19 protein-coding genes are annotated in these 18,995 nt (G+C 62.4%); 12 read left to right on the top strand and 7 right to left on the bottom strand.

The annotated features are described in order from the left end of the window. Positions 1-65 precede the first annotated feature (65 nt). Both G3480_RS29230 and gatB read left to right on the top strand, forming a co-directional pair. A complete protein-coding gene (locus G3480_RS29230) occupies positions 66-638 on the top strand; it encodes an excalibur calcium-binding domain-containing protein (RefSeq protein WP_164653600.1) in 573 nt (190 codons plus the stop codon). 96 nt (positions 639-734) lie between these two features. After that, the gene (gatB, locus tag G3480_RS09140; protein WP_164653570.1) at positions 735-2,168 is read left to right on the top strand and encodes an Asp-tRNA(Asn)/Glu-tRNA(Gln) amidotransferase subunit GatB; all 1,434 of its coding nucleotides are present in this window, start codon (positions 735-737) and stop codon (positions 2,166-2,168) included. A gap of 87 nt (positions 2,169-2,255) precedes the next feature. On the opposite strand, the gene G3480_RS09135 is transcribed toward gatB, so the two are convergent. Further along, entirely contained in the window at positions 2,256-3,113 is an 858-nt protein-coding gene (locus tag G3480_RS09135) for a DUF6920 family protein (RefSeq protein ID WP_164653569.1), read from the bottom strand. A 267-nt stretch (positions 3,114-3,380) separates the two neighbouring features. On the opposite strand from G3480_RS09135, the gene G3480_RS09130 reads away from it, so the two are divergent. Together G3480_RS09130 and G3480_RS09125 are read left to right on the top strand one after the other, a co-directional pair. Then, entirely contained in the window at positions 3,381-4,352 is a 972-nt protein-coding gene (locus tag G3480_RS09130) for an SLAC1 anion channel family protein (RefSeq protein WP_164653568.1), read from the top strand. A gap of 19 nt (positions 4,353-4,371) precedes the next feature. Continuing rightward, positions 4,372-5,238 carry an OmpA family protein gene (locus G3480_RS09125; RefSeq protein WP_164653567.1) on the top strand — a complete coding sequence of 289 codons (867 nt, stop codon included), beginning with the start codon at positions 4,372-4,374 and terminating at the stop codon, positions 5,236-5,238. 392 nt (positions 5,239-5,630) lie between these two features. Here the strand turns inward: G3480_RS09125 and G3480_RS27845 are convergent, their stop codons facing one another. Further along, positions 5,631-8,426 carry a LysM peptidoglycan-binding domain-containing protein gene (locus tag G3480_RS27845; RefSeq protein ID WP_164653566.1) on the bottom strand — a complete coding sequence of 932 codons (2,796 nt, stop codon included), beginning with the start codon at positions 8,424-8,426 and terminating at the stop codon, positions 5,631-5,633. Positions 8,427-8,905: 479 nt separating this feature from the next. On the opposite strand from G3480_RS27845, the gene hisB reads away from it, so the two are divergent. The 8 genes from hisB (at position 8,906) to G3480_RS09080 (ending at position 14,153) form a co-directional block, all read left to right on the top strand. After that, on the top strand, positions 8,906-9,511 hold the full coding sequence (gene hisB / locus G3480_RS09115; protein WP_164653565.1) for an imidazoleglycerol-phosphate dehydratase HisB: 606 nt from the start codon (positions 8,906-8,908) through the stop codon (positions 9,509-9,511). A gap of 51 nt (positions 9,512-9,562) precedes the next feature. Then, positions 9,563-10,306 (top strand): 1-(5-phosphoribosyl)-5-[(5-phosphoribosylamino)methylideneamino]imidazole-4-carboxamide isomerase, encoded by a 744-nt coding sequence (hisA, locus tag G3480_RS09110; RefSeq protein WP_164653564.1) that lies wholly within the window; start codon positions 9,563-9,565, stop codon positions 10,304-10,306. A 39-nt stretch (positions 10,307-10,345) separates the two neighbouring features. Continuing rightward, complete coding sequence (gene hisI / locus G3480_RS09105) at positions 10,346-10,741, top strand: phosphoribosyl-AMP cyclohydrolase (protein WP_164653563.1); 396 nt, start codon at positions 10,346-10,348, stop codon at positions 10,739-10,741. Between the two features lie 16 nt (positions 10,742-10,757). Then, positions 10,758-11,078, top strand: a complete 321-nt coding sequence (locus G3480_RS09100; protein WP_164653562.1) for a phosphoribosyl-ATP diphosphatase — start codon at positions 10,758-10,760, stop codon at positions 11,076-11,078. Positions 11,079-11,172: 94 nt separating this feature from the next. Then, positions 11,173-11,385, top strand: a complete 213-nt coding sequence (locus G3480_RS09095) for a hypothetical protein (protein ID WP_164653561.1) — start codon at positions 11,173-11,175, stop codon at positions 11,383-11,385. Then, on the top strand, positions 11,363-12,487 hold the full coding sequence (gene tatC / locus G3480_RS09090; RefSeq protein WP_206171618.1) for a twin-arginine translocase subunit TatC: 1,125 nt from the start codon (positions 11,363-11,365) through the stop codon (positions 12,485-12,487). The genes G3480_RS09095 and tatC overlap by 23 nt, the downstream gene beginning before the upstream one ends. A gap of 131 nt (positions 12,488-12,618) precedes the next feature. Then, on the top strand, positions 12,619-13,596 hold the full coding sequence (locus G3480_RS09085; protein WP_164653559.1) for a LysR substrate-binding domain-containing protein: 978 nt from the start codon (positions 12,619-12,621) through the stop codon (positions 13,594-13,596). A 191-nt stretch (positions 13,597-13,787) separates the two neighbouring features. Then, complete coding sequence (locus tag G3480_RS09080; RefSeq protein WP_164653558.1) at positions 13,788-14,153, top strand: helix-turn-helix domain-containing protein; 366 nt, start codon at positions 13,788-13,790, stop codon at positions 14,151-14,153. A 616-nt stretch (positions 14,154-14,769) separates the two neighbouring features. Here the strand turns inward: G3480_RS09080 and G3480_RS09075 are convergent. From G3480_RS09075 to G3480_RS09055, 5 genes are all read right to left on the bottom strand, one after another. After that, a complete protein-coding gene (locus tag G3480_RS09075) occupies positions 14,770-15,228 on the bottom strand; it encodes a cache domain-containing protein (RefSeq protein WP_164653557.1) in 459 nt (152 codons plus the stop codon). A gap of 120 nt (positions 15,229-15,348) precedes the next feature. Beyond that, the gene (hypE, locus tag G3480_RS09070; protein WP_164653556.1) at positions 15,349-16,395 is read right to left on the bottom strand and encodes a hydrogenase expression/formation protein HypE; all 1,047 of its coding nucleotides are present in this window, start codon (positions 16,393-16,395) and stop codon (positions 15,349-15,351) included. A 221-nt stretch (positions 16,396-16,616) separates the two neighbouring features. Further along, positions 16,617-17,753 carry a hydrogenase formation protein HypD gene (hypD, locus tag G3480_RS09065; RefSeq protein WP_164653555.1) on the bottom strand — a complete coding sequence of 379 codons (1,137 nt, stop codon included), beginning with the start codon at positions 17,751-17,753 and terminating at the stop codon, positions 16,617-16,619. Next, positions 17,750-18,013: a HypC/HybG/HupF family hydrogenase formation chaperone gene (locus tag G3480_RS09060; protein ID WP_164653554.1), complete on the bottom strand. Its 264-nt coding sequence runs from the start codon at positions 18,011-18,013 to the stop codon at positions 17,750-17,752. Before G3480_RS09060 ends, hypD begins: the two co-directional genes overlap by 4 nt. Positions 18,014-18,126: 113 nt before the next feature. Next, a partial coding sequence (locus G3480_RS09055; protein WP_206171616.1) for a nickel-dependent hydrogenase large subunit occupies positions 18,127-18,995 on the bottom strand: 869 nt, incomplete at its 5' end.

Raw genomic sequence — 18,995 nt, 5'->3', positions numbered from 1 at the left:
AAGGCAGCGTAGATGCGATCTATGCCTGGGAATTTTCGGTTCGTGCCACCAGGGATTTCGAGCAAATGATCCGAGGGCGACTTCAACGCTGGAATGACGAAAAGGGGTTCGGTTTTATCCGGCCTTTGAATGCAGACGGAGATGTCTTCGTCCACATCTCGGCATTCAGGGGGTTGCCAAGACGCCCGGTAGTCGGTGATGTCGTCAACTACACACTCGAGACTGATCGCGAGGGGCGAAGCAAGGCGATTAACGCAACGATCGAGGGTTTGATACCAGAGCGCCGGCCTAGCGCTTCGAGATCTGCGCGTCAATCAAGACGGCGCGGAGGTAGCCCCAGCAAATTGGCGGTCGCTGCGATCTTGTTTGCCGTTGTCGCTGCATCCGGCTACGCCTATCAGGTGTTTCCCGGAATTTTCCAGCTTCTCAAAGCTAAGCTGAGCGGGGTGACGACCTCAAGTCCGGCTCTTCCCGCGAGGCCAGCTAGCTCGCCCACTTATCGGTGCGAAGGAAAGATCTATTGCTCTGAAATGCGCTCTTGCGAGGAGGCGACGTTCTACTTGCGCAACTGCCCTGACACCAAGATGGACGGCGATGGTGACGGTGTGCCTTGCGAGAGGCAGTGGTGCTCTTGGTAGCCGATTTGGCGTCCTGGACAAGTAGGGTTCCGCTTCGCGGCGCACGTGCCCTTAGCGCCTTCGCGGTTCAAATTTACGTAATAGAGTAGGCCCGATATGCAATGGGAAACCGTCATCGGTCTCGAGATCCACACCCAGCTCGCGACCAAGTCCAAGATCTTTTCAGGCGCGCCGACGGCGTTTGGCGCCGAGCCGAACACCCAGGCGTGCGCCATCGACCTGGGCCTGCCTGGTGTGCTGCCGGTGCTCAATGCCGAGGCGGTTCGGCTGGCCGTGCGCTTCGGCAGTGCGATTCAAGCCGAGATTGCGCCGCGCTCGGTCTTCGCGCGCAAGAACTACTTCTACCCGGACCTACCCAAGGGCTATCAGATCAGCCAGTACGAGCTGCCGGTGGTGGGTAAAGGGCTGGTCGAGATCGTCCTGGAAGACGGAACGGTCAAGACCATCGGCGTCACTCGGGCGCACCTCGAAGAGGATGCGGGTAAGTCGCTGCACGAGGAGTTCCAAGATTTCACCGGCATCGACCTGAACCGCGCCGGTACGCCCCTGCTCGAGATCGTCTCCGAGCCGGACATGCGCTCGCCGCAGGATGCCGTGGCCTACGCCAAGAAGATCCACCAGATCGTCCGCTATATCGGCATCAGCGACGGCAACATGCAGGAAGGCTCTTTCCGCATGGATGCCAACGTCTCGGTCCGTCCGGTCGGTCAGGAGGCCTTCGGCACGCGCGCCGAGATCAAGAACGTCAATTCCTTCCGTTTTCTGGAGAAGGCGATCCAGTTCGAGGTGGAGCGCCAGATCGATCTCATCGAAGGCGGTGGGACGGTCGTTCAGGAAACGCGCCTCTACGACGCCGCCAAGGACGAAACGCGCTCCATGCGGACCAAGGAGGAGGCGAACGACTATCGGTATTTCCCTGATCCCGATCTCCTGCCGCTGGAGATCGATGCGGCCTTCATCAAGAACGCGACCGCGGATCTCCCCGAGCTTCCGGATGCCAAACGCGCGCGCTTCCATGCAGAGCATGGGCTTTCCGAGTATGACGCCAACCTCCTGACCGGCAGCCGCGAGCTTGCAGACTACTTCGAGGTGGTCGCCAAAGAGAGTGGTGAGCCCAAGCTCGCCGCCAATTGGGTTAGCGGCGAGCTGATGGCGGCCCTGAACAAGGCGGAAAAAGAGCTTGCGGAAAGCCCGGTCTCGGCGCCCTTGCTCGCCGGGCTGATCAAGCGGATCAAGGACGGCACCATCTCAGGCAAGATCGCCAAGCAGGTGTTCGAGGCCATGTGGCAGGGCGAGGGCGATGCCGATCAGGTCATCGAATCGCAGGGGCTGAAGCAGATCACCGACAGCGGCGCCATCGAGACCATGATCGACGAGATCATCGCCGCGAATTCGGGGCAGGTCGAGCAGTACCGCGCGGGTAAGGAGAAGGTGTTCGGCTTCTTCGTGGGTCAGGCGATGAAGGCGAGCAAAGGCAAGGCCAATCCGCAGCAGGTCAACGAGATCCTCAAGCGCAAGCTGCAGGGATAGCGCGGCCGGCTCGCGTCGGCGGGGGTTGCTTGGGTCGAGGTTGATGGCGCCGCTCAGCGGCGGCCCAAGGTATCCGCTGAGCGCTCTCTAGGGCGCGAATTTGTAGAGGATGTCGGCGACACGGCCTCGCCAGTAAGGTTGTGACCCCTCCGGAGTCACCCAAGCGGCCTCCGCCTGGGTGGGGATCCGCATGCCGCTCTTGGGCTCGTAGCCCCAAAATCGCCCTTCCCAGGGTGTTGCTACGAGCCTATCTCCTTCCATGCGGCTGCGGTCTTCCGATCGCACGGAGCGGATCACGCCGTCCTCGTCGAAGCTGAAGATGGCGGAAACCTCCAGCTCGCCATCGCTGAGTGTGGCGCGCGCGGCCCCGTCGTCGATCGCCGTCCAGCGCACGCCCTGGCTCGGGAGCAGCTTGGTGGGATACCAAGGGGCTTCGGCGAGGAAGCGCGCCAGCTCCGCCCGCGCCATCGTCTCGCTGTCTTTTTGGTTGGCGACTGGCAGCAGACCGAAGAGCGCGGCCTTGAGCGCCCCCTCGCCGGCGATGTAGCTGTCCCGAACGAAGACCTGGACACCGGGCGCACGCCGAACCCGCGCGTCCCAGGTGAATCCAGGGCGTTCGGTGAATGTGGTCTGCTCGGCCGCCAATCCTGTCCAGTCCTCCCGCTCGAGATCGAGTCGCATCTCACCCGTCTGCCCGATCTCGGCGACCGCCACGACCGGCTGGCTTGGCGTCAGAACGGTCTGAAAGTAGCGTTTGACTGGCTCCGGGAGGGCTTCAATCTCCTCTGCGGCGAAGGTCCGCACGCCAATCTGGCCGCGCGTCGCTTCCAGGCGACGCTGGGTCTTCGCGGTCTCGGTCTGCCAGCGTGTGATCCCGTAGAGCATGATGAGGATGGGCACGACGGTGATCAGAAAGACGAGCGGTAATACCACGACCAAAAACATGACGGCTCCAAATTCCACGGCAAATGTCGGGATGTGAGTGTACTGCATCCCTTGTTTTCACAGAAATACGGCTGGTGTTTTCCTTCGGCCTGCTTCGCCGCGCTAAAACCAAGCTTTAGAGTCTGGGATTTGTCAATGCGTCACCTGGCCTGGAGGTCATAGACTGCTTCGGAAATCAAACCTTAACCGTCAGGCTTTCCCGGTCGCTCCTCAGGTCGATGACGACTGAGCACCTGGATCCTCGTTTCCGTGTCTATCGGAGTTCGAATGACAACACCAACGCAATCGCCGGCGCGCGTCGCCTTCTTTCCCATCTCATTCTTTGCCATGGTGATGGGGATGTCGGGTCTGACCATCGGCTGGGAAAAGGCTCAGGCCATCTTGGGGCTCGACCTTGGCATCAGCCCCTGGCTGGTCGGAGTAACCACCATGCTCTTCTTGGTGCTCGCCATCCTCTACGGCACCAAACTGCTCTTTTATCGCGAGTTCGTGATCAAGGAGATCCACCATCCCGTCAAGCTCAATTTCTTCCCGACCATTTCCATCAGTCTCCTGCTGCTGGCCATCGCCTTCCTTGGGCTGATGCCTCAGGTCAGTCGTGTGCTTTGGATGTCTGGTGCTGCGCTGCACCTGGCCTTCACGCTCTATGTCGTCAGCGTGTGGATCCATCACGAACATTTTCAGATCCACCACATGAACCCGGCCTGGTTCATTCCCGCAGTCGGCAATGTCCTGGTGCCGGTTGCCGGCGTGCCCCTCGGCTTTCCCGAGATCTCCTGGTTCTTCTTCAGCGTGGGCATGCTCTTCTGGCTCATTTTGATGACGATCATCTTCTACCGCGTGCTCTTCCATCATCCGATCGAAGCGCGGCTGATGCCGACCTTGTTCATTCTCATCGCACCTCCGGCGGTGGGCTTCATCGCCTATATGCGCCTCATGGGTGAGCTGGATACCTTGGCGCGCGTGCTCTACTTCAGCGCCTTATTCTTGACGCTGCTTCTCTTCACGCAAGCGGGGCGCTTCTTGAAGCTGAAGTTCTTCCTCTCCTGGTGGGCCTATTCATTCCCGTTGGCCGCCTTCAGCATCGCCAGCATGGTGATGTTCGAGCGCACGGGCACGGCCTTTTACGGCTATCTGGGCGTGGGCATGCTCACCATGCTGACCGGTATCGTGCTGCTCCTGCTCACGGCGACAGGACTGGCCGTGCGCAAGCACAACATTTGTCTTCCCGATCATTGAGGCGCGAGGAGCTGCAGAGATGTCACAAGAACCGAAAGAGACCAAGACCCCAAGCGATGCAGCACCGCGCTCGCGTGCGGTCATGGCGGTCGCCTACCTCGCGACCATGTTTGCGGCCGGGCTCGGACTCGTCTATGCGACGGACGGCGCGCGCTCCCCAGGAGGCAGGGGCACGCAGCTGGCTGAGGCCAGGGGTGAGCCGGTGGCGTCGGCCCAGCCAGAAGCGGACCTCGCCCAGCTCCTCGCCTCCAGCAGCGAGCAGATTTCTACCCTTGACAATCGGACCCGGAGCCTGACCGCTGAGCTGTCGAGCGCCCAAGCCCGCATCATGGCGCTGGAGCAATCGCTGGAGGCTTTGAAGGTCGATCAGGTGGCCATGCTGGAGGTCGAGCGCGACCGTCTGGCTGGCGAGCTGCGAGCATTGGCTGATCAGCAGGCGGCTCCAGCAGCAGGGACTGCCCCAGACCCTGAGACGCAGCCCGATGCCTCTCTCGAAGGGGCGCTCGCGGCCTTGGGTGCCGAGGCGACGCCGGATGGGGCGCGCGTGACACTGGCCGAGTCCCAGCTGCGGTTTCGTCCAGGCAAGGCCGAGCTGGATTCGCAAGCACCTGCCGCCTTGGCTGGAATCGCCAAGCTCCTCAAGGATCAGCCTGGGATCGAGGTGGTGCTGCGCGGTTACACCGATAGTTCCGGCGACGCCGAGATGAACTTGGCGCTCTCCGAGCAGCGCGCGCGTGCCGTGCGTGACGTCTTCGTCGACTTCGGCATTGATGCGGAGCGCATCCAGGCCCAGGGGCTCGGCGAGGCGCATCCAGTCGCCGACAACGCGACACCGGAGGGCCAAAGCCGCAACCGCCGCGTCGAAGTCCTCTTGGTTCAGCCCTGAGCCGAAAAGCAAACGCGGCCTGAATGCCCGCCTGGCATTCAGGCCGCGTTTCCACTCAAGGGTGCGGTTTCCTGGCCGCGCCCTTCGCGACCCCTTAGAGGCTCTGTCTGGAAATCATCGTAGAGGCCCGGACGGGCATCTGTGGGGCGACTGAAGTCGCCCCTTGAGTTTCCAGACAGCTTCTCAGGGTCCGTTTCCCGGTCGCCAAAGCCAGTGACCTTGCCATAGCCTCAGCAGTCCTTGTTGCAGATCGACGCCTCGGTCTCGCAGTCGCTGATGCAGACCGATACCGACACATCCGGCTCGTCGAGGTGCCTCAGGTCGCCCCACGCGGTGGTATCCCGACAGGCTGGCCTGAATGCCGCCTCGCAAATTCAGACCCGCTGCACAAATCAACGTCGGCCATGGAAGCGACCTCCAAAGCCGCCGCCACCGAAGCGATTCCCCGCAAGACCACCATCTCCGAAGCGACCGCCGAAGTCGCCACCGCCCAGACCTGCGCCACCGCCCAGACCTGCGCCGCCGAACCGGCTGCCCAAATTACCCTCACCGAGACCGCCGCCGTCGAATCTGCCGTCGGAACCGAACCCGCTGTTCAGGCGGTCGTCACCAAGGGAGCGCGCTTGTTGCTCGCGATCGGCCCAACCCGCATCACTGGAATCCTGCCAGCCGTCGCCGTTGTGCTGCTGCCAACCATCGCTGGTGTTGCGGTAGACGTTGCCGTCCGAACCGGCATAGAGATTGTTGCCGACTCGGGCGGTGTCGAGGGTCCGTGTCTCGCCAGTGCGCGGGTTGCTGACAGTGGTCTGGTGTGCCGCGGCAGTGCCGCCGAGCGGGCCGCTGGCGCGCTCGGTATCACGCGAGATGGAGCCGCCGTCGGGACCGCTTGCGGCCATGCTGGAGCCATAGGATCTGACGCCCGTCGCCGGGTTGTAACGCTCGCCGCGAGCCACGGCACCCTCGACACCGCCTGCGGTATCGAAGGTTCTTCCGTAGCCCCGTTGGGCGACGCCGGTGTAGGGGTTATCGCTGCGACCGGCGACATAGCGTCCGCTGGTGCCGGTCCGTAAGTTGCTGTAATCGCCTCTGGCTGCCGTACCTAGGGTACCGTCCGCGCGGTCGTACCAGGTGCGCGTGCCCGCCATGACGGTATTCCCCCACTGCCGGTAGACGTTGGCGCTGGTCAGGCCGCAGCAGCCGTAGCCCATGTCATAGGGCCGATAATAAGCGCCGCCCCAATAGGGCTCCGCCATCGCGGCCGTGGTAAGCCCGAGACCGAAGCCGAAGGCATAGCCGACGGCGGGGTTGTACACCGGCTGCGCAGCCAGGCCGAAGGTCTCCGGGGCGGCATACCAGGCATCCCCGATCCAGGGTTGGTAGTCATAGCCGGTGCCATAGACGACGACGCCATCGTCGGACTGGAGAGTCCCGAGATAGCCCGGCGTATAGCCCTCGTAGATCACCTCAGGGGTGCTGTCGTAGATGCGCACATAGGTGACGTAATGCAGCGGCGAACTGGGCGGTATCGCGTAGATGGCGTCGGGCACCGCGGTGGAGAGCGCCCAGGGGCCATCGAATGAGGGCGACTGAAACCAGACGCCGTCCTGCAGTGCATAGAACATCTCGCCGTCGACCCGGATGATCGGCGTCTCGCTGTTGACGGCGTATTCCAGATCGGTTCCCGTGAGCAGACCGATGGTGGGCGGACCATCGAACTTGGCCGTGAACACCGGGCCGTCGTCGCCCTTGCGGGGGATGGTGGCGGTCTGCGGAATCGTATTGGCGATGACCGCCTCGCGCGCCTGGGGCGTGCCGGCGACCGTGGAAAGCACCACCCCAGCCGGGCTCTGCGGCGGGATCTGCTTGAAATCCGCAGGCAAGTCTGTGCTAGCAACAAAGGCCCAGGGCCCCTCGAGTTCGGGGGCGCGATACCAGCGCCCGGCCATCAAGGCGTAGTAATTGTTGTTGTCGGTATCGACGAAGACATCGGCGCTGGTGTTCTTGGCGTGCAACAGCGCGGTGCCATCGATCGGCACCAGATCCGGCTGCCCCTGGAAGACGATCAGCTCGGTCGGCGTCTGGCTCACATAGACGTCCGGGATGCCGGCCGCCAGCAGGGCGACCGTGGGTGTGCTGGGATTGCCGTTGAGCAGGTCCGCGGCTCCGCGCGCGGCGAGTTGGCTGGCAACGGCGTCGATCCCCGCCGGGGTGCTATCGGCATTCACCCAAGGCCCCGCGAGGGTGGGGGCGGTCACCCAGCCGTCGAGCAGATGGAGATAATAGGGTTGGTTTTCGCCGGTGGTCAGAATCACCGCCCGGGTATTGATGACCCGCTGAATCGGGGGGTCGGAAGGGGCATCAGAATCCGCCGTCGGCTTCACGACCGGGCTCCCCTGGATCGGCACCAGAATCGCGGGTCGCTCGCTGACGATCACACGCGGGACCGGATTCTGAACGGCGACCGCACCACCGGGATCGGCCTTGGCGATGCCCAAGGAGGTCTCAAGCCGATCCAGCGGGATGATGCGCAGCTGACTGCTAAATTTCTTGTCCACATCGGTGGCCAGGGTGTTCGCAAGTTCGGGGAGAGTCGGGAAGTCCGCCTTCGTGATGACGAGGTCTTGCAGCACCACCATCCGCTGCTCCTTGTCTACCTGCGTGCGCGCTTCGGCTTGGATGACGCCGAATGCGTTTTGCCCACCACTGGCGGACTCGACTGCAACCGCCATGCGCAGTGCCAACTGGTTGTCCTGCCAGCTCTCGACCTGCGGCTGATAGACCAACAGGGTACGACCGACTGCCTGGACCTTGCGGGGCCAAGGGTCAGCAGGGAGGTCCGGTGAAGCGGCTGCCGGCGCCGGCGCCGATTCCTGTGTCGATTGGACCGTCGGATTGTCGTCTGGCGGATTGTCGTCTGCCGTACCCTCGAGGCTAGGCGGAGCGACTACCAGCTTCTGGCCCACCTGGATCTGGGTCGTTGACAAGTCATTCTGCTGATCGATCGCCGCCAGCGACATGCCGAAGCGGGCGGCGATGGCGCCGAGCACATCGCCGCTGACCACCGTGTAGACACCGGTTGCCGCATCGAAACCGCCGCGTGCATAGGCACGGGGGCCGCTGTCAGCGGCAAGTGTGTGACTAGCGAGCAGGGTGGCGAGTAAGAGAAACAAGAAAGGCCGGGCCGTCATGTTAAAGGGCTCCCGATATGCGGTGGTCAGGGGATGTAGCCAGGGGCATTAGGGTGATCAGTATCTCTTAATGATGACCTTACACCAACTGGGAAGAGCGGGGTCTGGGAAGAATGGGGTGTCTGGTTTTTCCTCTGGGCTTCGGCCAGCCAATGGGGCGATTCCGACCTTCTCCACCACACTTAGAAAGCGTTTATCAATTGGTTCCCGATGTGAGCGATCCCGTCCGAAATCCCCCCTGGCCCCCCTTTGCGAAAGGGGGGAAGTTGTTGATGGTCACTTTCTTAGAAGTTCGCGACGCAAGCCTTTTGGAAGCTACACCCAACGAGAGGGTGCATCTTGGCCCCCTAACGTCGGCCCAACCTGGCGTCGCTGGCCGGCGCGCCGCACTGATGGCCGCACCCTTTCGCTTCTCGCCCTTATGAATGCGGCTGCGGCTGTGGTTTAATTGAGGGTTTAGGGCAGCAAGCGATAACTAGATGGCTCTCGAGATCCCCCGCCGCCGGGTCGAGGTCGAGCGCAATACGCTCGAGACTCAGATCCGCATCGCGCTCGACCTGGATGGTGTTGGGCGCTCCAGCTTCCAAACGGGCGTTCCCTTCCTGGAGCACATGCTCGACCAGGTGGCGCGTCATGGCTTGATCGACCTGGAGGTCCAGGCGCAGGGCGATCTGCACATCGACGCACACCATACGGTCGAAGACATCGGCATCACCTTGGGGCAGGCGTTGAGCAAGGCCCTTGGTGACAAGCGGGGGATTCGCCGCTACGGCCATGCCTATGTTCCGCTCGATGAGGCATTGTCGCGGGTGGTCGTGGATCTCTCGGGACGTCCTGGTCTGGTTTACGGGGTCGACTACAGTCGCGCGGCGATCGGCACCTTCGACGTCGATCTCTTTCAGGAATTCTTCCAGGGCCTGGTCAATCACGCGGCCATGACGCTCCACATCGACAATCTGCGTGGCACCAACGCCCACCATCAGGCAGAGACCATTTTCAAGGCGTTCGGGCGGGCCCTCCGCATGGCGGTCGAGCCGGACCAGCGCATGTCGGGCATCACGCCCTCCACCAAGGGCGCCCTTTGAGTCGGCTTTGTGCCTTGTCCATCCATTGATGACCCAAGAGAGTACTGACAGGTGCTATTGATTCCTGCGATCGATCTGAAAGACGGATGTTGCGTGCGGTTGCGTCAGGGGCGCATGGACGACGAGACCGTCTTCTCCGACGACCCGGTCGAGATGGCGGGGCGTTGGGTGCGCGCGGGGGCGCGTCGCCTCCATCTGGTCGACCTCAACGGGGCCTTTGCCGGTGAGCCGGTGAACGGCGATGCCATTCGCGGTATTGCGGCGGCCTATCCGGACCTGCCGATCCAGGTCGGCGGCGGTATTCGGGATGAGGCGACCATCGAGGCCTACCTCGAGGCCGGCGTGAGCTTCTGCATCATCGGCACCCAGGCGGTCAAGGATCCTGAGCTTGTCGGTCGTGCCTGCAAGGCCTTCCCCGGGCACATTATCGTTGGACTCGACGCAAAGGACGGCCAGGTGGCCATCAATGGCTGGGCGGAGATTACGCCGCATCGCGTCGATGAGCTGGCAAGGCGCTTCGAGGGTGACGGTGTCTCCGCGATCGTCTACACCGACATCGGGCGCGACGGCATGCTGAGCGGGCCGAACATCGAGGCGACCAAGGCGCTCGCGTCGGCCATCGCCACCCCGGTCGTCGCCTCGGGGGGCATCACCAGCATTGCGGATGTTCGCGCGCTGGCCGAGGTCGCCGCTTGCGGTATCTCCGGTGCGATCACGGGGCGCGCCATCTACGAGGGCACCCTGGACTTCGCCGCTGGTCAGCAGCTCGCCGACAGCCTGAGCGCGGCCTCTTGAGCTTGCGTTGGCTTCACTGATTCGACACGAGTGTCCGACATGAGCGACGCCTGGCTCGATGCCATCAAATGGGATGCCGATGGGCTGGTGCCCGCCATCGCCCAAGAGAAAGACACGGGCATCATCCTCATGATGGCCTGGATGAATCGCGATGCCCTGCGGCTGACCCGCGAGACAGGCCACGCGGTCTATTGGTCTCGTTCGCGCGGGAAGCTCTGGCACAAGGGTGAAGCGTCCGGGCACCAGCAGCTGGTGCGGGCGCTGCGTCTCGACTGTGACGCCGATGTGGTGCTTCTGGAGGTCGAGCAGAAGGGGGGTATCGCTTGCCACACGGGGCGCCACAATTGCTTCTACCGCGAGCTGGATGCTGAGGGCCGTTGGCGCGAGATTGCCCCTGTCCTCAAGCATCCAGACGCCATCTACAACAAGGTCTGAGCCGGGAGGCGTCTAAATGAGCGATACACTCGAGCGTCTCGCTGAGGTCTTGGAAGCGCGCAAGCGCGCGGACCCTGACAGCTCCTATGTGGCCAAACTTTACGGCAAGGGTCTCGATGCGATCCTGAAGAAGATCGGCGAGGAGGCCACCGAGACCGTGATGGCCGCCAAAGACGGCGACCCCGACAAGATTCTTTACGAAGTGGCCGATCTCTGGTTCCACACGCTCGTGCTGCTCGCCCATCAAGGGCTTGGCCCGGCGCAGGTGCTTGCCGAACTCGAGCGGCGCTTCGGCCTCTCCGGTCTTGAGGAGAAGGCGAATCGCGGCCAGCGATAGCGAGTCGACACCTACTTCGGGGCGCGATCTGGCTGTTGTCGCGACTGATGGCGTGGTGAGTAGGGTATGATTACCTAATGGTGTGGGCGTCCGGATGGCGGTGCTCTTCAGGGTCGGCCAATGGGGCGCGATCTCGCTCGCAAGCGCAACCTATCCGCGACCCGCGACTGACAGGATCATCCATCCGTCTTTCATGACAATGACCCGCGGCTTTCGCGCCTGGATGCGCGTGCTGACGGAACGACTAAACTTTCCCGAATCTTCCACGATGAGCGGCACTGAGCATGTCTTCTACGATGCAACCTGATGATCCTGGGGCCGAACAGCCCTTCATCTCGCATCTAGTCGAGCTGCGTGATCGCCTGATTCGGATGCTGATTGCGGTTGGTGTCATCGCGTTGGTGCTCTTTCCCTTTGCCAACAGCCTCTACACCTACATCGCCTCTCCGCTTCTGGCGCAGTTGCCAGAGGGGAGCACCATGATCGCCACGCAAGTGGCTTCGCCCTTTCTGACACCCTTCAAGCTCGCCCTGGTTGCGGCGATCTTCATCGCGATGCCCTATCTGCTGTATCAGCTCTGGGCCTTTGTTGCGCCAGGGCTGTATCAGCATGAAAAGCGCTTGGCCGTGCCCCTGCTGGCGTCGAGCATCCTCCTGTTCTACCTCGGGATGGCCTTCGCCTACTTTGTCGTCTTCCCGCTGGTGTTCGCTTTCCTGACCGCCACGACGCCGGAAGGCGTCGAGATGATGACGGATATCGCGGCCTATTTGGACTTCGTGCTGACGCTGTTCTTCGCCTTCGGCGTGGCCTTTCAGATTCCGATCGCCACCATTCTGCTGGTCCTGGTCGGGGCGACTTCACCTGCGGCGCTGGCCAGAAAGCGTCCTTACGTCATCGTCGGCGTCTTCGTCGTGGGCATGTTCCTGACCCCGCCGGACGTCATCTCGCAGACCCTGCTCGCGCTTCCCATGTGGATGCTGTTCGAAGTTGGCATCCTGCTCTCCAAGCTGCTCCTGCGTCAGCGCGGCTCAGGCGCGGATGTCGAGACGGGGGCCGCCGCGCCGGCGTCTGCTGGGGGGCAGGGCAGCGCTTCGCCGAGGGCCGGCAGTGCTCCCGCGCCCGCCTCCAAGGTTGTCGCTGCGGATGCTTGGCGGCCGATGACCGACGAGGAGATGGAGGCCGAGCTGGACCTCATGGATGAGGAAGCCTCAAGGGAGGCGCGGTCGGTGCCGCCGCAAGAGGCTGTTCCAGCGGTCGACCCAGTCGAGGACAAGATCATTCGCGCGAACAAGTTGCGTGACCTCGATAACGATTTCGCGGCGCGTCAATTGCTGTACGAAGTCTTGGAGGAAGGGGACGCCGATCAGCGACGTGTGGCGCGGAACGTCCTTGGTCAGATGGACGACTGACGACTGTGAGCTGATTGGCAAAGTGTGCGGAATTTTGATGCCTGTGGTCTTGATGGGGGAGATATTGTCTCCGTCAATGACTATTATGCGTAGTCAGTGACTAACTTGATGGTGTTTAGGACTACAAGACCGTGGGCTCAGGATCCCAAATCCACTATAAACAAAATCGTCTGAAGCAGCTGCGGGCCTTCTGCCACGCCGCGAGGACAGGCAGTGTGAGCGCGGCGGCGGAGAAGATCTTTCTCAGTCAGCCCACGGTTTCCTTGCAGATTCAGGCGCTGGAGCGGGAGTTCGGGACGGTCTTGTTCGAGCGGCGTGGTCCGAAGATCAAGCTCACGCCCGAGGGCGACCTGCTCTTCCAAATGGCAGAACCCCTTGTGGAAGGTATGGATAAGCTCCACGATACCTTTGCAACGCAATGCGGTCGGGTTGATCAGGGTGTGCTGAACATCGCAGCCGGCGAATCAACGATTCTCTACATCTTGCCTGATCCGGTGAGTGCTTTCGTGGAGCAGTATCCGGGCATCGAACTCAAGCTGCATAACGTGACAGGGCGTGACGGTCTCGCCATGCTGCGGGCGGATGAGGTCGATCTGGCGGTCGGCTCCATGTTGGAGGTGCCGGACGACATCACCTACCGGCCCTTCGTGACCTATCAGCCAGCCTTGATCACGCCGAAGGAGCATCCACTGGCCGACAAGAAGTCGGTGACCCTGGAGGACATCGCGCCTTACGGGCTGATCCTGCCGCCGCGGCACCTCAGTACCTGGCGCCTGGTTGACCTCGTGTTCAAGCAGCATAATCTCGGCTACCGAGTCACCATGGAGGCCGGCGGCTGGGAAGTGATCAAGAAGTATGTCGAACTCGGCCTCGGCATCTCGATCGTGACCGACGTCTGTCTTACAGGGAAGGAGAACCTGGGTGTCATCCCCATCGGGCAGTATTTCCCCAAGCGCAGTTACGGTATTGTGCAGCGCCGCGGGAAGTTTCTTTCCCCACAAACTAAGTGCTTCATGAAGACGCTCGATCGGGTGTTCGCGGATCGGGTTGTCGAGGCGCCACCTCAGACTGTCGGCGACGCCGAATGGGAAGATGCTTACCTAGGCTAGTGCTTGGCCGGTGAGCATGTCTGGACAGCCAGCCCCCGCGAGCCCTGAGATGGCTCGCGCAGGAGGGCTCGGCGGTACGTGAGTTTCCGCATAACGGATGTGTGTGCGGTCCCGGCCAGGGACCCGCTTTCGTATTGCCTATGCGACAGGACTTTTTCGAATCAACGAATAGGCTTATCAACGACACCACTATGGATCTCACCAAACGCATCGGTCAGCGCCTGCGCGCGGCCAGGCAAGAGCAAAAGTTCAGCCTCGCTGATCTTTCAGCCCGAACCAACGCACTCTCGAAATCCAGGATCAGCAACTACGAGCAGGGAATCCGCAGAATGGGCCTGGAAGAGGCGCAAGAGTTAGCCATGGCGCTCGGCACAGTCACGCCGACCTATCTGCTCTGCCTCGATGACAAGGATCCGCTCTCTGCGCAAGAGCGGCAGTTGATCGACTACTTCCGGCTGACGGATGAACGTGGCCAGCAAAGCATTTTGAAGCTCGCTGCGGCGGAAACCGAGTTGGGCTCGGCGCCAGAAACCGCTGAGCCCCTCGAAGAGTCTTAGAAATCGTCCATCAACAACTTCCCCCCTTTCGCAAAGGGGGGCTAGGGGGGATTTCGGGCGGCATCGCTCGCATCGCGAAACAATTGATGGACACTTTCTTAGGTCGATTTCTGTCAAAGCCCATCCCCGCTGACTTGTCTCGAGGCCCGCCTTCGGTGTCGCACCGAGGTCCCCATAGCACGGCTATGCTCCCGCCGGTGCTCCTTGAAGGCAGGCCGCGATCCGGCGCCAGCTGCTATGAGATCTTCTTGCAATCGCCTAACCCTGGAAGCCTCACCACCTATCAGCCTTATGTAGCCAGGGCTTCCAGCCCTGGCAAACCAGGCCAGGATGGCCTGGCGACGCAGGCTTGGAGCGGCTGTTCCGGTTGATTTCGGGAAACCGATAGGTGTTGAGCCCTGCAAGCTGGCTGCTCGATCTAGGGTTGACAGGTATTCGCGCGGGCTCGCAGCGGGCCGATCATCCGCAGGATGGTCACTCGCCTCGCTGAGGTGGCTGGGAGGTCGGTGACAGGCTGGTTGGCTTGCCCATCCAGCTTCGCGGAAGAAGGCGTGCCTGATCTGGCGGGGAGAAAATAGGCACCGCGTTGCGGTGCCTATCATCGCGTTGCGGATCTCTACTTGTAGGCGCCGACGCCGCAGAAGAAGCCCTCGTCGTTGGTGATGACGTAGCTCGTCTTTTCGCGGATCTCATCGCTGCCGGGATAAGGCCACTTGTAGTCGACCCAGCCCTCACCGGACGCCTTGGCGACCTCGATCATCTCTGCGAACAGCTCGTCGCCATACTTGTTGAAAGCGAGCAGATTCTTGCCGACCAGCTCGGGCTTCATGGCATGGGAGAGCATGACGCCATCCATGTCCATGCAGAAGACGTAGAGGTCTTTTTCCTTGAAGCCGCCATCGTCGGCTGCGAACGCGACGAAGGCCTCCTCGCTGCCCATCTCATTGACGGCGGCCTGGGCCTTTTGCGACATCGCCTTGGCCTCATCCGGCGTTGCCATCTCAGATGCCATCGCCATCCCCATGGAGGTTCCCAGCAGTGCCGCGAGCGCGGAATTAACCAGCATTCTTGTCATTTTACGGTCCTCATCTTGTTTCTAGTCATGCATGGGAGCCGAGACGATAGTACAAAAGTGGTCGAAAGATCCATACGCCCAGCCAAATGGGTTGCATCTCGCTCGGCTGGCCGCGTCTGATCAGCAGATGCGCGGCAGCTGCTCGCCCGCCAGCCAATCGACGACACGGCTCCCGCCAAAGCGCGTCTCCATCTGGATGAAGTTGAGCCCATCTTCGACGACCTCGCCGATGATGGCTGCGTCCTTGCCCTTGGGGTGTGCGCGCATCACGGCCAGCAAGCGCTCGGCGCTGTCCCCGGGACAGATCGCGATGAGCTTTCCCTCATTGGCGACGTACAAGGGATCTAGCCCGAGCAGCTCGCAGGCGGCCATGACCTCGGGCCGGACCGGGATAGCCTCCTCCCGGATCTGCATCCCGACGCCGGATTGATGGGCGAGTTCGTTCAGCGTGGTCGCGACTCCGCCGCGTGTCGGGTCGCGCAGACAGTGGATCTCCGGCACCGCCGCGACCATGTCTGCCACCAGTTCATGCAGGGCCGCCGAGTCCGACAGAATCTCCGTCTCGAACCCGAGATTCTCGCGTTTGGAGAGGATGGCGACACCATGGTCGCCGATCTGTCCGCTGACTAAGACGGCATCGCCCGGCTGGGCCAGATCGCCCGAGATATGAATCCCCTCCGGAACCACGCCCACCCCGGTCGTCGTGATAAAGACGCCGTCGCCTTTGCCGCGTTCGACGACCTTGGTGTCGCCGGTGACCACGGGCACCCCGCATTGATTGGCCGTGTCTGCCATGCTCTCCACGATCCGCGCAAGGTCCGCGAGCGGAAAGCCTTCTTCCAGGATGAAGGCCGCGGCCAGATAGAGCGGTCTGGCGCCTGCCATGGCGACATCATTGAGTGTGCCGTGTACCGCAAGCGAGCCGATGTTGCCGCCAGGGAAGAACAGCGGCGAGATGACGTGCCCGTCCGTGCTCATGACCAGGCGTCCCGGCGGTGGGCTGAAGAGTGCTTGATCGTTGCCTTGGGCGAGCAGGGCGTTGTCCAAATACCTGTGAAAGAGTTCGGTGATGAGCTGGGCCATGGCGCGCCCACCAGAGCCATGGCTCATGTCTACCGTGCCCTGCTTGAGATCGAGTCGAACGGGGAAGCGTCGGTTTTGGGTCATGCGGTCGTCCTAGAATCCTTGAGGGCGCAAAATGCTTGCAGATGAGTCAAATTTCGACGAAGCGTCCGATCATCCAAGACCGTCGGTATCGGAATCGGTATCGCTATCGCTATCGGAATCGGTATCGAACCGACGATAGCGATCCCGATGGCATGACGCGTCGGTCTGAGGCGAAGCCTCGCTCGTCGAATCTCGATGCCGTGCCAGCGCTTGCCGCTTGCCTAAAGGGCCTGGGCTTGCGGTGCCGGGGCGCGGTGGCGGCCATAGCTCCAATAGGCGGCGCAGGCTCCCTCTGAAGAGACCATGCAGGAGCCCATGGGGTTTTCCGGTGTGCAGAGGGTTCCAAAGAGCTTGCAGTCCGTCGGCTGCTTGACGCCGCGCAGGATGGCTGGGCACTCGCAGCCCTTGACCTCCTTGGGTTCCCCAATATCCACCGGGAAGCGTTGCTCTGCGTCGAGGTCGGCATAGGTGTCCGCCAGCGCCAGCGCACTGCGCGGCAGGAAGCCCAGGCCGCGCCACTCGAACTGCTCGCGGGTCTTGAAGACCTCTGCCATCAGGGCTTGAGCCTTGAGATTGCCCTCTTCCGTCACGGCTCGCCTGTATTGATTCTCGACCTCGCAGCGCTCCTCGTTGAGCTGGCGCACCAGCATCAGCGTCGCCTGCATGACGTCGAGTGGCTCGAAGCCCGCGATCACGACCGGCGTCTGAAACTCCTCCGGTACGAAGGCATAAGGCCTGCTGCCGATGAGGGTGCTGACGTGAGAAGGCCCGAGGATGCCATCGAGCTGCACGCCGTCCGGGCCCGCCGTGGCCAGGATGGTGCGCAGCGCGGAGGGTGTCAGCACGTGATTGCAGAAGAACGAGAGATTGGTCATCCCCTCCGCCCGGGCGGTCTTGATGGCAACTGCCGTGGGTGGCGTCGTTGTCTCGAAGCCGATGGCGAAGAAGACCACCTGGCGGTCGGGCGATTCGCGGGCGATGCGCAGCACATCTTGGGTCGAATAAACCATGCGGATGTCGGCGCCCTCCGCCTTGGCTTTGAGCAGGCTGCGCCGGCCGCTCGCGGGGACCCGCATGAGGTCGCCATAGGTGCAGAGCCTGACCTCATGCTCCAGCGCCATGGCCATGGCTTGGTCGATGCGGGCCATGGGCAGGACGCAGACCGGGCAGCCTGGGCCATGGATGAAGCGCAGATTCGGCGGCATCAGGTGCTGCACGCCATAGCGAAAGATCGCGTGGGTGTGGCCGCCGCAGAACTCCATCAGCCGGTACTGGCGTCCGGGGTTGGCCTCGGCGGCGATGGCGCCCGCAAGCTGTCGCGCGAGCTTCTGATCACGAAACTCGTCGACGTATTTCATGCTTGGCCCCCAGGCGTGGCGCCCTCTTCCTCGGTCGCTTCCAGCAGGCCCATCTCGCGAATCAGCGCCAATGTCTGCTCGGCCTCTTCCTCGCTCAGCTTGTTCAGCGCATAGCCGACGTGGATGAGGACATAGTCGCCCACCTGGGCGTCGTTGACCAAAGCGAGCGAGATCTCCTTGCGTACTCCGCCCAGCGAGACCTGAGCGATGTCGGTGGCGGGGTCGATCTCGATGATGCGGGCGGGAATGGCGAGACACATAGTGAAACCTCGGCGAATTCATCGGACGGGGGGCGGCGCAAAGGATAGGGCTCAGGATGTGCGCTCGCTCGCTTGTTGCTCTTTAAGTCTTGGTGCTATTTGTATCGCGTCGATTAGTCTGGGACGCAAGTCCTTGGCGTGTCGGAGACGAGACTGAGATCGTAGGCGACACAGGGGTCAATGGCCATGATCAGCAGTTCGGCGCGCCTTCGTAGTCTGGCATCCTCGGAATCCGGCATTGCCGCCAGGCCCATGGCGACGGGGCCGCGCGCGTGAAAATTCCATTCCGTGGGGGCCAAGATGCGGTAATCCAGGACGCGGTCGTTTTCGAGTCGCGCGAGGTGTACCAGGCGACCGCGCGCCGCCTCCGCCAACCCCATGCCGACCCCGGGCATCGGCGCGTCGGCGTCGCTTGCGAGTGCGGCGTCCTCTGGCCCCGGCTGTCTGAGCGCGACCATCAGCTGCGCGACCTCCAGGATCTGCGCGCTCAAGCGGGTGAGCAGCCCATTGCCGTGTGACGCCCTGAGTGCGCGGATGAGCGCAGATCCCGCGCGGCGGCTGAGCGGACTGGTCTCGTGGGGCTCGCCGCCCCAGTGCGGCTGGGCGATGAAGCTTGCCGCCTCTGGCCCCATCAAGCACGCGGCCAAGGTAGCATTGTCCAGCTCCGGCAAGGCAGCCACTGCGCAGCTCCCGAGTGCCGACTCGTCCGATTCGATGACGGATCTCAGTAGCCGCGCGGGGCCCGTTGCGGTGGTTTCCGCCCAGTGCCTCAGGCTGTCGTGGTCGATGACCTCTCTAAGCCAGGCATCGACTGGCATGCCGAGCAGCTGCTCGATGATGAGCGACTCGACTGAGCTGCAACCCTGTGACCAGGTGCTCTCGTCGAGCGCGGCGGCGTCTCCGCCGAGTGCGGCCTTGCATTGATGTGGCTTCTTGGGATAGCGTGCAAGCCACTTATGCATCTCAGGAAACGCATCATGGC

It is taken from the genome of Thiorhodococcus mannitoliphagus (assembly GCF_010915725.1).
Lineage (GTDB): Bacteria > Pseudomonadota > Gammaproteobacteria > Chromatiales > Chromatiaceae > Thiorhodococcus > Thiorhodococcus mannitoliphagus.
This window is presented reverse-complemented; position numbering and strand designations above follow the sequence as displayed.